This window comes from Pseudoalteromonas xiamenensis (assembly GCF_017638925.1).
GTDB lineage: Bacteria > Pseudomonadota > Gammaproteobacteria > Enterobacterales > Alteromonadaceae > Pseudoalteromonas > Pseudoalteromonas xiamenensis.
This window is the reverse complement of the sequence record NZ_CP072135.1, coordinates 564063-579366: the sequence shown is the minus strand read 5'-3', so window position 1 is coordinate 579366 and position 15304 is coordinate 564063. Positions and strand designations below refer to the sequence as shown.

The following is a 15304-nucleotide window of genomic DNA, read 5'->3' as shown; positions in this document are numbered from 1 at the left end:
ATATTCCCACATTTACGGCAAAGTTACAATTCACTTCGGTTATTTGCATTAATATGCGCCGAAATGTGCTTAAAAGTTAGGCTAGGTGATTCCATATGGCAATGATGCCCACCTTCTATAAACACGGTGTTAATTGTTTTGTAGCACGCCTTAAACACGTCTACTTGCTGTTTCATGTCTTCAAGCCCTTTAGAACCAAACACAACAAGTGTTGATGCTTCTATACCGCTTAATAAAGATAGGGCTTGTTGCTTAGAATAGCGAAATGGAGAGGCAACTTTTAATTTCGGGTCGGAAGTCAGTGTCCATCCACCATCCGTTTCAGTGATTGACCGTTCCATTAAAATTCGGATTAGTGATTCACTCAAATCGCTCACTAACTTACGCGCTTGTATGATGTCTTCTTTTGACTTAAACCGTTTCGGCTTTCTTCTTTTTATCGTTTGGCGCTGTTCGATTGAACGGGTTAGTTGAGATTTAGCTGTATTTTCATTTGAAAAGAGGATCCCCATCCCATCTATCAAACTTAATGAAATTACTTTTTGGGGAAAACAACTCGCAACCACGTTTGCGACTAAGGCGCCCATCGAGTGTCCAACAAAATGACAACGCTCAATGTTTTTGTTATCCAGAAAATTTACGATATCCGCGACATAGTCCACAAAATAATATTGCGCATCGTGCGAGCGCCAATCGGAAAGGCCGTGCCCAGGGAAATCTATCGCGATACAACGTAGTTTGGGGTCAAATTGCTCACAACTTAACAATGGGAAATAACTATTTAGATTGTCTAACCAACCATGAAGGAACAAAACCGTTTCAGCACCTGATTCGAGATTACCCCATTCGACGCCAGCAATACCATCTTGTTTAAACTGAAATATTTGTCGCTTTGTCTCTATTTTCATAATTATAAGTGTAAACTAAGAGCTCTTTATTTATCATCGCACAGTTTCATCTACACGGGATACTCTTTGGGATTTAATCATGAAAATTAAAACAACCTTATGTACGGCTCTATTGCTGCCATTTGTAACAATCGCGGCACCGAAAAACATCATCTACATGATCGGTGACGGCATGGGACCTGCTTACACGACTGCGTACCGCTATTACATGGACAACCCTGAAACGAAAGTGGTTGACCCTACTGTTTTTGATTCAATGCTAAAGGGTATGGCGCACACCTATCCAGATGATCATACCTACGTAACTGACAGTGCAGCAGGTGCTACGGCGCTTGCAACAGGCACGAAAAGCTATAACGGTGCTATTGCGGTTGATACGCAAAAACATGATTTAACAACAATGTTGGAAATTGCGAAACACTTGGGTAAAACAACTGCATTAGTTGCAACATCACAAATCAACCACGCAACACCTGCAAGTTTTGCAGCACATAACGAAAGTCGTCGTAATTACGATGAAATCGCCAATGACTACATCGACAACAAAATCGATGGAAAGTTGGCTGTCGACTTGATGTTAGGCGGTGGTACTAAGTATTTTATCCGCAAAGACCGCAATATAGTTAATGAGTTCAAAGAAGCAGGTTACGTCTATGCAGATGATTTTAATAAGTTAAACGACATTAAATCATTACCCGCATTAGGTTTATTTGCGGAAGTGGCGTTTCCTTCAGCGATCGATGCCAATCCAAATCGTCTTGAGAAAATGACCACTAAAGCGCTTTCTTTACTTGATAAGCAAAATGAGAAAGGCTTTTTCATTATGATTGAAGGCTCACAGATTGATTGGTGTGGGCATGCTAATGACGTTGCTTGTGCGATGCATGAGATGCATGATTTTGCTAATGCCATCACGGTTGCTAAGCGCTATGTAGATAATAACCCAGATACACTACTCGTTATTACAGCCGATCATTCGACTGGGGGTTTAACACTCGGTGCAAACGGTGAATACAAATGGCTTACGGATGTTGTACGCGGCGTTAAAGCCTCAGCGGTTACTATCACTGAAGCGTTATTAAAAACAGATGATATCGCGAAAACTTGGACGGCGTATTCAGACATTTCACTTAGTAAAGAAGACTTAGCGGCGCTTGAAACCGCTAAAAAAGAAAGCGACAAAGCGCTAAACAAAGCTATCAAAAATATTATTAATACAGCAAGTTTCACTGGCTGGACAACAGGCGGTCATACCGCTGTTGACGTACAAGTGTTTGCTCACGGCAATTCAGCGATGGACTTTGTAGGTTCACAAAACAACACGGCTATCGCAGATAAGTTGATCGGGTATATTAAACAGTAAAAACGTTTGGCGGCGCAATTGCGCCGCCAAATTCTTGTAACACGTCTTTTCTTTGTTTCAGCAATTTACATATCACGCGTAAACACTGACGCCGATTAGCTGTTTAATCTCATTTCTTCTATCTTCATTGGCGATAGACTTATATGCAGAGATAGCTACACCGTTTTTGAAACTAGGTTGGTCATAGATAGCCTGTTTTTCACCATCAAAACCACCTTTATCAAGCATCGCAATGGCTTTTTCATTTGAACGGACATAACTATCTAATTGAGAAGGCTGGGGATCAGATGACGCAACTTTCCTGTCCACTTTAGGCTGTGGTTTCAACTGATAGGTATGCTGACCAGAAACGACTGAAAGTTGCATCTAAATTCTCATAATAAAACGCTAACGCGCCTTATATTAGTATAAATATTATTCGCGACCTGGCAACTTTTTCCAAGTAACCGTATCTCTCACGTAATGCGGTTGAGCGTCTGCAGGAGCAACCGCTAAACCTTGCTCAATTGCTGCTATTCCGATTGGTAACATAAAACGCGCATCTGGATACAAAATCGCTTCAGAAATAGTGACATTTTTGTCATCTAAGACATTCGGATAGGTCTGCCAAGCTGTACCTACTGCCATCGAATTTTGCTGCTGGGTGTTCATAAACTCAGGACGAATCACACCCTCGTTATACGCTTCGATGGCGATACCATTTTCGTCCTTACGATATTCACAAAAATAAATTTCGTCCATTCTGGCATCAATACCAGCAATCACCTCTGTTACATTGTTTTCTTCGATAGCTTGCTGCGCCATCGCTTGCAACGTCGACACACCCACTAGCGTTAGGTTAGACGCAAACGCCAAACCTTGCGCAATCGACACGCCAATTCGAACACCAGTAAAACTTCCTGGGCCTCGACCAAAAACAATGCCGTCGAGATCCTTAAGTGAGCAACCTGCTTCTTTTAGAAGGCTATCTACGGTAGGTAGAATTTTCTGGCTATGTTGTTGAGGGCAAACTTCAAAAAATGAAAAGACATTGCCATTGAACTGTAAAGCGACCGAAAGCGCCTCTGTCGATGCATCGAGTGCAAGTAGGTTCATACTCATATTAATTGATGTTCTCTAGAAATTTAATTGCAGCCGTAATGTCTCGTGTTCGAGTCATGTTTGGCAGACTTTTTAAGAATACTTGACCGTAAGGTCTTGTTACTAACCTATTATCGCACAAGATAAGGACGCCTGTATCATTTCTGTCACGGATAAGACGGCCAACCCCCTGTTTTAGGGCAATCACTGCCTGTGGTATTTGTATAGAGGCAAATGGATCTTTACCCTGCTTTTCACAATCTTGCATTCTAGCTTGGAGTAGCGGGTCGTCCGGCGAAGTAAAAGGTATTTTATCGATAATGACACAACTAAGCGCATCACCACGTACGTCTACACCTTCCCAAAAAGAGGCTGTACCCAGCAACACCGCATTACCATGACGAACAAATTGTTCGAGAATAATACGCTTTGATGACTGACCTTGCATGAAAACGGGGTAAGGAATACGCTCGCTTAAGCCTTCATACACCAAATGCATCATTCGATAGCTCGTGAACAACATAAAACAACGACCTTTCGATGCAGCTATCACTTCCTTTGCCATTTTTACGATGGCATGAGGCATTAGATCATCATTAATTTCAGGCAAATAACGAGGTAGGCAAAGAAGCGCTTGTGTTTTGTAATCAAACGGGCTTTCAAGCAAAAGTTGATATTTCGGTTTAAGGCCTAAACTATCCGAAAAATGGTTCAATTCGCCGTTCACAGATAAAGTAGCTGACGTGAATATAAATCCCGCTTGGGTTTTTTCTACTAACTCAGCGAACTTAGTCGCAACGTTCAGTGGCGTAATATGTATTTGAACCGTTCTACGTCCAACTTCATACCAATAGCTGTAACCCGTTTCGTTAATATCAAAAACACGCTCTAACTTGCCCTTTAAAGAAAGCGTGCGTTCAAACAATGGTTCTATTTTATCGCTACGGTCTAAGCAGGTCTTAAGCACTTGATACAAAAAGGCCAAATCAGAAATTACACGGTGAATCGCGTCACAGATGTACTTCTCTTTCAGTACGTTTCGCCAGTCTCCTTTTGCGCCTTCAAGTGGAAACACTAAACGAAAATCTGCCACCGCCGTTTCTAATTTATTGAGTGTTTTTCCGAGTTGCAGCATATCAGGAATGTCAGCTCGATAAACGACGCGTATGTCGGTAATAAGTTCTTGCAATTGCTTAGTACTAAACGATTCGCCGAAGTAGTCACACGCAATTTCTGGTAGCTGGTGAGCTTCGTCAAAAATATAACTATCTGCTGTTGGCATGAGTTCGGCAAAACCACTGTCTTTCACAGCCATATCCGCAAAAAAGAGATGGTGGTTAATTACGACAAGGTCGGCATCCATTGCACGTAAACGAGCTTTTCGAATATAGCATTCTTGGAAATCAGGACACTCTTTACCTAAACAATTGTCTGCTGTGGAATTTACGTATGGTAAGACTTTTGCGTCTTCTTCGATGCCGACACAGTCCGCCAAATCCCCGTTGTTGGTTTCAGTTGCGAATTTTGCCACCATGGCAAGTTGGTGCATAACATCAGGATCATCAGTTGGTACGTGACTTACATGTTGACTAAGGCGATATAAACACAAATAGTTTGCTCGGCCTTTGAGCAATGCGACTTTTCGTCCCGCATTGAGCGCCTTAACAAGCTCTGGTAAATCACGATGGAACAACTGTTCTTGCAATGCTTTTGAGCCTGTTGAAATGATGATTTTCTTGTTGCTTTTGAGCGCTGGAGCCAAATACGCAAAGGTTTTCCCCGTTCCTGTTTCAGCTTCCACAACACACGTTGCACGTTCGGCAATGGCATTTTCAACATGAACGGCCATATCAATTTGAGGTTGTCTTGGTTGGTAACCTTGAAAGTGACGAGCAATAGGCCCGTTGTCCGAGAATAACTGCTTGATGGGGGCAAACCTAGAATTACGTAAATTGCACAAATTGTATAGAGAGCGAAATACACATTCAAGGTGAAAGTGCTTTATCTTTAAAGCAATAACCTGTCATTATTGACCTAAAAAATAGCACTAAACCCACACATCCAGATGATCGTTTTCATCTTCATCTTTCGCACTGTCACGCTGTAGTTCTGATTCTTTTTCTTGCTTTTTTAACTCAGTTAACATCTTTTCGCGTCTTTTTTTGATAGCTTCGACCCGATTCCCAACGACACCAGCAATACTAAATGCTTGTTGGTGATGAACGTCTAATCGAACTATTTTTCCCATGTAGGGAATAAATGCATCCATACTTTCCTCCAAAAATGCCGCTCATTTCCAAATATCGGCATTAAACAGTAACACGAGGTAGGTACACTAAAAACTAATACCTATTTAGTATATTATCGGCAGTTATAATTTATTCTTAAATTACTAAAAATTTCACTTGCCAAAGCCAAAGTTGGTATGTTTATCTATAAAGGTATTATACGAACAACCAAAACTGAATAAGGTTCGAAAAATGTTAAATATCCTGACAACTGTTTTCCATCATCACCATCACGCATCGGAATAACCCGTCAGGTATTTCGCTGGTAGGTTATTCCTAAAAAGGGACCTCCGGCGACACAAGCACTCTGAATTACTTTCGCCCCGAGGTCCAACCTTGGGGTTTTTAGTTTTAGACTATAGGAAAGTAAAATGAGTTCTACAAATCGACTTAGAATAGCAATTCAAAAATCAGGCCGTCTTTCAAAAGATTGCCAATCACTCCTTAAGCAATTGGGCGTAAAGCTTAATCTTCGCGAAGAGCGTTTAATTGCACACTCAACAAACATGCCTATCGACGTTCTTCGTGTTCGGGATGATGATATACCGGGTCTTGTTATGGACGGCGTATGTGACCTAGGCATTGTTGGCGAAAACGTCCTCGTTGAAGCGCAAGCGGAGCGTTTGAAAGGTGGGCAACCAGCTGAAGTTGAGAAACTAAGTTCGCTCGATTTCGGTTATTGTCGATTAGCGCTCGCATGGCCACAAGAATTAGGTCCTCAGTCAAAGTCTTGGTTTCAAGGTAAACGTATTGCAACAACCTACCCTCAAATCTTAAAAAACTACCTAAAAGCGGAAAACATCAATGCACAAGTAGTTGTGCTAACGGGTTCGGTTGAAGTTGCTCCTCGTGCAGGCCTCGCAGATGCCATTTGTGATTTGGTTTCAACAGGTGCAACGCTTGAAGCCAATGGCCTAATGCAAGGTGACACCATCCTCGAATCAAACGCCTGTCTAATTAAGAATCCGACAATGAGTTGCCCCGATAAAGCGGCACTTATCAATAAACTATTGCCGCGTTTGAAAGGCGTTCGCCAAGCTAAAGAAAGCAAATACATTATGTTGCACGCGCCGAAAGCAAAATTAGACGAAATCTGCGCATTGTTACCTGGAACTGGACAGCCAACATTACTGGCACTAGCTGGCAGCGATGAGCTGGTTGCGCTTCATATGGTCAGCAGTGAAACGCTCTTTTGGGAAACCATGGAAGAATTAAAAGCCTTGGGTGCAAGTTCGATTTTGGTTATGCCAATCGAAAAAATGATGGAGTAAGCGCATGATCGTTTGGAATGAGGTTAGCGAATCGATGCAAAAATCTGCTCTTTGCCGTCCTGCAATTGCAGTAAGCGAGAAAGTGATGGCAGTTACTACATCGATTATAGAGTCTGTAAAAAACCAAGGCGACGAGGCTCTCCTAGAAATGGCGAAGAACTTTGATAATCGTAAATCGCCTAGACTATTAGTACCACAAGAAGAAATAGAGCAAAGTACGTCAGCACTAAGTACAGAGTTAAAAGAAGCTATCGAACGAGCTTATCAAAATATCAGGACATTTCATGAATGTCAGAAACCGTCCGATATCAGCGTAAAGACGCAGCCGGGTGTCGACTGCATGTTGAAATTTCAAGCGATTGAATCTGTCGGTCTTTATGTCCCTGGCGGCAGCGCACCTTTGCCAAGCTCCGTATTAATGCAAGGAGTGTGCGCACAACTAGCTGGTGTAAAAACGATTGTCTTGGCCACACCGGTAAAAGGCGATGACTCAATTCACCCTGCAATTCTTTACGCTGCGAAACTCTGCGGTATTAATACCATTGTTGAAGCTGGTGGCGCTGGTGCAATCGCGGCAATGGCGCTTGGCACGAGTACTATCCCCAAGGTTAATAAAGTTTTTGGCCCAGGAAATAGCTACGTAACAATGGCAAAACAGTTACTTTCGCAGCAATTGCCAGGTTTTGCGATTGATATGCCAGCAGGCCCCTCAGAGGTGTTAGTGATAGCGGATGATGGTGCGAATCCAGCCTTTATCGCCGCAGATTTATTGTCACAAGCAGAGCACGGTGAAGATTCACAGGTTATTCTACTTTGCACCTCTGAATCAGTAATCCAAGAGACAAAAGTAGAAATTGGACAACAACTTAAAGCACTTTCTAGGGCAAACATCGCGAGAGCCGCGCTCGAGAACAGCAGTTTCATCTTAACCGAATCACTTGAGCAAGCGTTTTCAATAAGTGCAGAATACGGTCCAGAGCACTTAATACTGCAAATACGTCGCGCGGACGATTATCTGGACCAAGTTAAGAATGCAGGCTCGGTGTTCGTCGGTGACTTTACACCTGAATCAGCAGGCGATTATGCCTCTGGTACCAATCACGTATTGCCAACATATGGCTACAGTAAAGTGTATTCGAGCCTCAACTTATTAGACTTTTATCGCACTTACACGGTTCAACAAATTACTCAAAATGGGCTGCAAGAATTAAGCCGTGCAATTTTGCCTCTAGCTGAGGCGGAAGGGTTAGATGCTCATGCAAACGCCGTCACTATTCGCCTTGGAGTACAACAATAATGACTGTTATTTCGTTACCAGAAAACATTGAAAATTTAAAAGCGTATAGCTCCGCCAAAAGCGAGAAAATAGTTGGTTCTACATGGTTGAATGCCAATGAAAGTCCTTATGCGCAGTCTTTTACTTTGACTCTTGATGATTTAAATCGCTATCCAGATCCACAGCCTGTAGCGGTTATTAACGCCTATGCAGCATACGCTGAACTCACTAGCGACCAAGTACTTATGACACGTGGCGCAGATGAAGGGATTGAGTTGCTGGTTCGCACCTTTTGTGGTCTCAAACAAGATAGCATCACAATTTTTACACCGACCTACGGCATGTACAAAGTGACTGCGGATACGCACAACATTGCCATCAATGAGTTGTCTCAATCCGATTTGCAATCGTTATCGGCAGCTGAAATCGCCTCTCGGTCTGCACAAAGCAAGCTTGTTTTTATCTGCAATCCTAATAATCCAACTGGCGCTACGATTCAGCCAGCCAAAATTGCTGAAATAGCCACCGCACTTGCTGGTCAGGCAATTGTTGTAGTCGATGAAGCTTATATTGAATTTTCTGATGCGTTAACTGCGTGCAAACTCATCAATGATTTCAGTAATTTAGTTATATTGAGAACGCTCTCTAAAGCCTTTGCGATGGCTGGACTTCGTTCTGGGTTTACACTTGCTCAAGCGAAAACCTTAGCGCCGATTCGAAAAGTAATTGCGCCTTATCCGGTGTCAACGGTCGTAGCCTCAATTGCAGCGAGAGTCTTATCGCCAGATTCAATCACTCAAATGAAACGACAAGTGACAATCCTAAACAGTGCCAAAGCTAAACTAATTGGATGGTTAACCAACTCAAACGCGGTCTTAACTGTGCTTGAAGGCCAGGGTAATTTTGTTACGCTAAAACTCGCTGATGTCACAGCATATGAAGCAGCAAAGACTGCTGGATTGATCATGAGACCTTTCACACTCTATGGTGAATCCGATTGGTTACGCATTTCAATCGGCAGTGAAAGTGAATTAGATAACGTCAAATTATGGCTTGATAGCATTGCAGCAAAAGGAACAAAGTAATGGGACTCACCTTATCTTTTTATCGACCGTGACGGCACCTTAATTGAAGAACCAATTGTAGATAAACAAGTCGACAAACTTGAAAAACTGGCATTATTACCAAATGTCATCCCTGCCCTGCTTGCGTTACAAACAGCAGGTTACCGTTTGGTCATGGTATCAAATCAAGATGGGCTTGGAACAGCCAGTTTTCCAAAAGACACGTTTGACGCCCCTCACAATATGATGATGCAAATTTTTGAGAGCCAGGGTATCCAGTTTGATGAAGTGTTGATATGTCCCCACTTTAGCAAAGACAATTGTAATTGCAGAAAACCGAAAACAGCATTGCTCACTGACCTAATGCGATCGGGTAAAGTAGACCTCGCTCGCTCTTATGTCATAGGTGACAGACAAACAGACATTCAATTGGCTGAAAACTTATGCATTCAGGGAATTCTCTATACTGAAAATAGTTGGCCTGCGATTGTTACTCAATTGACGACATCAAACAGAGAAAGTTTAATCACGCGTAACACCAAAGAAACCCAAATCGCTGTCAAAGTAAACCTCGACCGCACAAAATCTGGTTCAGTCGATACAGGTCTTGGCTTTTTCGATCATATGCTTGATCAGATAAGAACACACGCAAACATCTTATTGGATGTAAAAGCATCAGGCGACTTACACATTGACGAACATCACCTTGTGGAAGACGTTGGTATAGCACTAGGAAAAGCACTCAAAGAAGCATTAGGCACAAAAGCGCAAATTGCGCGCTATGGATTTTCTCTGCCAATGGATGAATGCAAAGCCGAGTGCCAATTAGATTTGTCTGGTCGTGCTTCCTTTGTTTTAAATGCCAATTTCTCACGAGAAAAAGCGGGTGACTTAGACGTGCAAATGGTCGAACATTTTTTTAGATCATTAGCAGACAATGCCGAAATTTCGTTGATATTGTCAGTATCCGAGGGTAACTGCCACCACCAAGTCGAAGGTTTATTCAAGGCATTTTCACGCGCCTTGAGAATGGCTGTCGCTGCGGATAAATCTCAGCAAACAGCAAGCTCAAAGGGGTGTTTATGATAGCCATAATAAACACAGGCTGCGCCAACATAAATTCCGTTCGATTTGCTTTTGAGCGTCTTGGTGTAAATCCTGACGTAATTTCAAATCCTGAGGAATTGAGCCGCTATGATCGCGCCATACTTCCTGGTGTTGGACACGCACAAGTTGCGATGAAACGTTTAATAGAAACAGGTTGGAATGAAGCGATAAAAGATTACCAAAAACCCTTACTCGGGATTTGCCTTGGCATGCAATTGCTTTGCGAGTCAACTGAAGAAGGCAATGTAACTTGCTTAGGGATCATTCCGGGCCAAATTAAGTTATTGGATACAAAGGGTCATACTACACCCCATATGGGCTGGAATAATTTAGCGCATATACAAAACCATGCGCTGACTAAACAGGTTGAAACGCAGGACCAAGTTTATTTTGTCCATAGCTTCGCTCACGAATGCAACGTCTGCGACTATTGCTCAAGGTGAATATGGCAGCGGATTTTCCGCAATCGTGGCGAAAGACAATTTTGCAGGAATGCAATTTCACCCTGAACGAAGTGCAAAAGTTGGAACACAGCTACTCAATAACTTTTTATCTTGGAATGGACAATAGAACGATGATTATCCCAGCGTTAGATGTATTACAAAATAAAATCGTACGCCTATATCAAGGTAAATACGACACCGCCCAGTTTTATCCTTTTGAATTGTCAGCTCGGCTTTTGCAGTATCAGCAAGATGGTGCAAAAAAATTGCATTTAGTGGACCTCGAAGGCGCTAGAGACCCTGAACAAAAACAATGGCAGCATATTCAAAATGCAACTCAAACGCTTGATGTCCCTTTTCAAGTCGGTGGCGGCATTCGTCGCTTCGAAGATGTAAAAGAGTGGCTAAAAGCAGGCGCAAGTCAGGTCGTGATCGGATCCATGGCTGTCGATAAACGAGACGAAGTGGCAAGTTGGATTGAAAAGTTCGGCGCAGAACGTTTTGTTATCGCACTTGATGTGAACCTTTCCAATGATAAATGGGTTCCCGCAACACATGGCTGGCTTGCAGATTCGGAACACGACTTATTCGAACTCGTCGATTTCTACGTCGCGCTAGGCGTCGTTGATTTTCTGTGTACTGACATCAGCAAAGACGGCACGATGAGCGGGCCTTCCTTCGCTCTCTATCAAGCGCTTGTTAGTCACAATCCTGGCCTAAAAGTGCAAGCCTCTGGAGGTGTAAGCTCCATTGAAGACATTCAAAAGCTAATCGAAATTGGTGTTGGTGGGATTATCTTAGGTAAATCGTTGTTAGATGACGCGTTTACCGTTAAGGAGGCCGTTGCATGCTATCAAAACGTATAATCCCATGTTTGGATGTAAAAGACGGTCAAGTTGTTAAAGGGGTTAAATTTAAAGGTCACGAAATCGTCGGTGACATTCTCACTTTAGCCAAGTCCTATTCAGATGCAGGTGCGGATGAACTCGTGTTTTACGAAATTAGCGCCAGTGTCGAAAAACGATTGCTTGACGTCAATTGGGTTACTGAAATTGCTAAACACATCGATATTCCGTTTTGTGTCGCTGGAGGTATCAAGTCCGTTGCCGACGCTGCGAAAGTGCTAGAACAAGGTGCTGATAAAATATCAATCAATAGCCCAGCTATCGCTCGACCGGAGTTGATTAAAGAATTACACGATGAGTTTGGAAAACAGTGTGTGGTTGTCGGTATCGACAGTTTTTATGATGTGCAATCAGGGACTTATCAGGTTTATCAACTAACAGGCGATCCAAATGCGTCAAGTCGTACTCGTTACCTGACGGAAGATTGGGTAAAACGCGTACAGGACTTAGGTGCTGGCGAAATTGTGCTTAATTGCATGAATCAAGATGGTGTACGTAATGGTTACGATATAGAACAACTTTCTATAATTAGACAACAATGCCATATCCCCCTTATTGCGTCTGGTGGTGCTGGTAAAATTGCAGATTTTATTGACGTATTTAAACAAGCTAATGTCGATGGAGCATTGGCCGCGAGCGTTTTTCACAAAAATATAATAGACATTCAAGAGTTAAAGACGGCTCTAGATGCAAATGATGTGGCAGCAAGATTATGCAGATAACACAACAAACAATTAATGAAGTTAATTTTCAAAAGAGTGAATTGATCCCTGCTATCGTCCAAGATAATTTAAACGGCGTTATATTAATGCAAGGATTTATGGACAGAGCAGCTCTGGAGATGACACTTCAAAAAGGCTTGGCGACCTTTTTCTCTCGGAGCAAAAACCGATTATGGACGAAAGGTGAAACATCAGACAACTTTTTAGAAGTTGTCTCCGTACATACGGATTGCGATAAAGACTCGATACTGGTCCTTGCAAAGCCAAAGGGACCAACCTGTCATTTAGGCACGCAAAGTTGCTTCGGCGAAGCAGCGCCATTGCTTTCGTTTATTGGTCAATTACAAACGGTCATTAATGAACGCAAAGAAAGCGATCCAACGAGCAGCTACACAGCGTCTCTTTTTGCTAAAGATATAAGCCGCTCCTGTCAAAAAGTTGGTGAAGAAGGCGTCGAAGTAGCCTTAGCGGCAATGAAAAGTGATAAAGATGAACTACTTAATGAATCGGCGGATTTGATCTATCACCTCAGCGTACTATTAATTCGTTCAGGTTGTTCACTAGAAGAAGTTGCCCAAGTGTTGAAAGAACGCCACAAATAATTTTAATTTAAAGTGAAGGTAAGCTTAGAAAGCTTGCCTTCATCTCCCTTCGCAAATTGACATTCTTTAAATTGTCTTCAATGCCTGTAGATTGGAGCCACCGCCTTTCCTTGGTACAATTCTTTGATTAATCTTGTTGGACCGATATATGAAGTACACTTGGGATATATTCTGCGATGTCATCGATAATTTTGGCGACATTGGCGTAACTTGGCGTTTAGCTAAGGAATTAGCGGCTCGAGAACTTGGGTCTGTTCGCCTTTGGGTAAATGACTTTAATAGTTTCGGCGCAATGCTTCCAGAATTGGAAAGCTGCACCAGTTACGAAACACAAGGCGTTTCAATTGAGCTTTGGCCAAGTAAATTTCCTTCGAATGTCATCCCTGCCACATACGTCATAGAAGCATTCGCCTGTAACTTGCCAAGCGCTTACGTTGAAAATATGCCACGAGAAAGTAAAATTTGGCTAAACCTCGAGTACTTAAGCGCAGAATCGTGGGTCGAATCCTGTCATGGTATGAGTTCTGGTGCCAATATAGTCCCAAAATACTTTTTCTTTCCCGGCTTTACACCGAAAACAGGTGGCGTAATCGTAGAGAAAGACTACCAGTCTAGATTGAACGAGTTTGAGCCAACTACTTATTGGCAACGTCACGATATTCCAGTACCAAGTTCTGATGAACTGCGCATGAGCGTGTTCACCTATGAAGCACAAAGTTGGCAAGCGACGCTTCAAGCACTGTCTATGCTTTCACGTCCTGTTAGTTTAATTGTCCCAAATGGTCGTTCTCTAAACAGCCTGTTACCACTTTTTACGAAAACAACTTCTTGTTATATTTACAAAAATATAAGTTTGTACACAATCCCTTTCTCAACTCAAGAACACTATGACGAGCTTCTATGGAGCTGCGATATAAACTTTGTGCGTGGTGAAGATTCATTTGTGCGCGCTCAACTGGCTGGCAAGCCCTTCGTCTGGCACATCTACAAACAAGATGAAGATGCACATCTCGACAAATTAAGTGCATTTTTGGACTTAGCTCAGGTCCCATCGTGCGTGAAGTCATATCACGTAGCGTTCAATCGCGATGATCTTCAGCTTGAAACTGCAATGAGTATGTTCGATCAGCTCCCTAATTGGCATCAATGGAGCCAAGATTGGCAAGAAAAAAGAATTAATTGTGAAGATTTAGTCACACAACTAGTGAAATTTTTAAATAGCAAAGTATAATTCGCGACATTCAACGTTGAGGAATACTTAGATGAAAACAGCACAAGAACTTCGTGCAGGTAACGTTATTAGCTTTAATAACGAGCCAATGATCGTATTGAAAACTGAATTTAACAAATCTGGCCGTAACGCAGCGGTTGTTAAAATGAAGTTGAAAGGTCTATTAAATAACAGTGGTACTGAGACAGTTCTTAAAGCGGATGAGAAAGTAGATACCATCATTCTTGATCGTAAAGAATGTACATACTCTTATTTTGCTGATCCTATGTACGTATTTATGGATGAAGAATACAACCAATACGACGTAGAAAAAGAGAACCTAGGCGATGCAGTTATGTACATCGTTGACGGTATGGAAGACAAATGTGAAGTAACTTTCTACAACGAAAAAGCAATCTCAGTTGAGCTGCCTACAATCGTTGTTCGTAAAGTTGAGTACGCAGAACCTGCAGCTCGCGGTGATACGTCAGGTAAAGTAACAAAACCTGCTCGCCTTAACACGGGCTACGAGATGCATGTACCTGCATTCGTTGAAATCGGTGATTCAATCGAAATCGACACTCGTACAAACGAATTCCGTAAGCGCGTTCTTTAATCAAACGAGATTATACGCTTTTACGATTAGCGTTGCTGGCTCTTATAAACTCCACGCCTTAGCGAATGGCGGTATATAGTGGCAGTAGCGCTACGTTTAAATTAGGCTGAATCATCGGCCTAATTCCCCACCCTTCTGTAAATTTGACTTTTTGCCACTAAACCTGAATCTTCCCTTTGAAAGCAACCTCTTTGCCTGAGTAGCTAATCATTTCACTCTAAAAAAATGCGTGCAAGAGCGACAAAACCAATTTCAAACGCGATGCTTGGGACCGGATTTTCACCATCGTTCTTTGGGTCAAAATTATTTGCCTTTTCATCCATACCCGTCTATCTATACATTAGCACTTTCTAATATTCTAATGTTTTTTGAGTAAACGTTGTCAGCATTCTGTCTTTCGGCAATATAGCGATTGCATCTATTTGCCTTGTTACATGCTCTGAAAGATC

15 protein-coding genes and 1 pseudogene are annotated in these 15304 nt (G+C 42.3%); 11 read left to right on the top strand and 5 right to left on the bottom strand.

All coding sequences use genetic code 11. The features are described from left to right. Positions 1 to 23: 23 nt before the first annotated feature. Positions 24 to 908 carry an alpha/beta fold hydrolase gene (locus J5O05_RS20335; RefSeq protein ID WP_208844774.1) on the bottom strand — a complete coding sequence of 295 codons (885 nt, stop codon included), beginning with the start codon at positions 906 to 908 and terminating at the stop codon, positions 24 to 26. Positions 909 to 987: 79 nt separating this feature from the next. Here J5O05_RS20335 and J5O05_RS20330 point away from each other — a divergent pair, with 79 nt between their 5' ends. Then, a complete protein-coding gene (locus J5O05_RS20330; RefSeq protein WP_208844773.1) occupies positions 988 to 2271 on the top strand; it encodes an alkaline phosphatase in 1284 nt (427 codons plus the stop codon). A 72-nt stretch (positions 2272 to 2343) separates the two neighbouring features. Here the strand turns inward: J5O05_RS20330 and J5O05_RS20325 are convergent, their stop codons facing one another. From J5O05_RS20325 to J5O05_RS20310, 4 genes are all read right to left on the bottom strand, one after another. Further along, positions 2344 to 2637, bottom strand: a complete 294-nt coding sequence (locus tag J5O05_RS20325; protein WP_208844772.1) for a hypothetical protein — start codon at positions 2635 to 2637, stop codon at positions 2344 to 2346. Between the two features lie 48 nt (positions 2638 to 2685). Beyond that, positions 2686 to 3372 (bottom strand): tRNA (adenosine(37)-N6)-threonylcarbamoyltransferase complex dimerization subunit type 1 TsaB, encoded by a 687-nt coding sequence (gene tsaB, locus J5O05_RS20320; protein ID WP_208844771.1) that lies wholly within the window; start codon positions 3370 to 3372, stop codon positions 2686 to 2688. A gap of 1 nt (position 3373) precedes the next feature. Continuing rightward, positions 3374 to 5278 carry a DNA repair helicase YoaA gene (gene yoaA, locus J5O05_RS20315; protein WP_208845406.1) on the bottom strand — a complete coding sequence of 635 codons (1905 nt, stop codon included), beginning with the start codon at positions 5276 to 5278 and terminating at the stop codon, positions 3374 to 3376. Positions 5279 to 5398: 120 nt separating this feature from the next. Beyond that, positions 5399 to 5620 (bottom strand): hypothetical protein, encoded by a 222-nt coding sequence (locus J5O05_RS20310; RefSeq protein ID WP_208844770.1) that lies wholly within the window; start codon positions 5618 to 5620, stop codon positions 5399 to 5401. Positions 5621 to 6010: 390 nt separating this feature from the next. Here J5O05_RS20310 and hisG point away from each other — a divergent pair, with 390 nt between their 5' ends. From hisG to efp, 10 genes and pseudogenes are all read left to right on the top strand, one after another. After that, positions 6011 to 6910 carry an ATP phosphoribosyltransferase gene (gene hisG / locus J5O05_RS20305; RefSeq protein ID WP_208844769.1) on the top strand — a complete coding sequence of 300 codons (900 nt, stop codon included), beginning with the start codon at positions 6011 to 6013 and terminating at the stop codon, positions 6908 to 6910. Between the two features lie 4 nt (positions 6911 to 6914). Beyond that, positions 6915 to 8207, top strand: coding sequence for a histidinol dehydrogenase (gene hisD, locus J5O05_RS20300; RefSeq protein WP_208844768.1), 1293 nt, complete (start codon positions 6915 to 6917; stop codon positions 8205 to 8207). Next, entirely contained in the window at positions 8207 to 9271 is a 1065-nt protein-coding gene (gene hisC, locus J5O05_RS20295) for a histidinol-phosphate transaminase (RefSeq protein WP_208844767.1), read from the top strand. The genes hisD and hisC overlap by 1 nt, the downstream gene beginning before the upstream one ends. 21 nt (positions 9272 to 9292) lie before the next feature. Next, entirely contained in the window at positions 9293 to 10336 is a 1044-nt protein-coding gene (hisB, locus tag J5O05_RS20290) for a bifunctional histidinol-phosphatase/imidazoleglycerol-phosphate dehydratase HisB (RefSeq protein WP_208845404.1), read from the top strand. Beyond that, a pseudogene (gene hisH, locus J5O05_RS20285) lies at positions 10333 to 10927 on the top strand (imidazole glycerol phosphate synthase subunit HisH). The gene hisB and the pseudogene hisH overlap by 4 nt, the downstream one beginning before the upstream one ends. Before the next feature lie 4 nt (positions 10928 to 10931). Further along, complete coding sequence (locus tag J5O05_RS20280) at positions 10932 to 11666, top strand: 1-(5-phosphoribosyl)-5-[(5-phosphoribosylamino)methylideneamino] imidazole-4-carboxamide isomerase (protein WP_208844766.1); 735 nt, start codon at positions 10932 to 10934, stop codon at positions 11664 to 11666. Continuing rightward, complete coding sequence (gene hisF, locus J5O05_RS20275; RefSeq protein WP_208844765.1) at positions 11648 to 12427, top strand: imidazole glycerol phosphate synthase subunit HisF; 780 nt, start codon at positions 11648 to 11650, stop codon at positions 12425 to 12427. The genes J5O05_RS20280 and hisF overlap by 19 nt, the downstream gene beginning before the upstream one ends. After that, a complete protein-coding gene (hisIE, locus tag J5O05_RS20270; protein ID WP_208844764.1) occupies positions 12418 to 13029 on the top strand; it encodes a bifunctional phosphoribosyl-AMP cyclohydrolase/phosphoribosyl-ATP diphosphatase HisIE in 612 nt (203 codons plus the stop codon). The genes hisF and hisIE overlap by 10 nt, the downstream gene beginning before the upstream one ends. Before the next feature lie 148 nt (positions 13030 to 13177). Continuing rightward, complete coding sequence (earP, locus tag J5O05_RS20265) at positions 13178 to 14260, top strand: elongation factor P maturation arginine rhamnosyltransferase EarP (RefSeq protein ID WP_208844763.1); 1083 nt, start codon at positions 13178 to 13180, stop codon at positions 14258 to 14260. A gap of 31 nt (positions 14261 to 14291) precedes the next feature. Continuing rightward, the gene (gene efp, locus J5O05_RS20260; RefSeq protein ID WP_208844762.1) at positions 14292 to 14855 is read left to right on the top strand and encodes an elongation factor P; all 564 of its coding nucleotides are present in this window, start codon (positions 14292 to 14294) and stop codon (positions 14853 to 14855) included. Positions 14856 to 15304 lie beyond the last annotated feature (449 nt).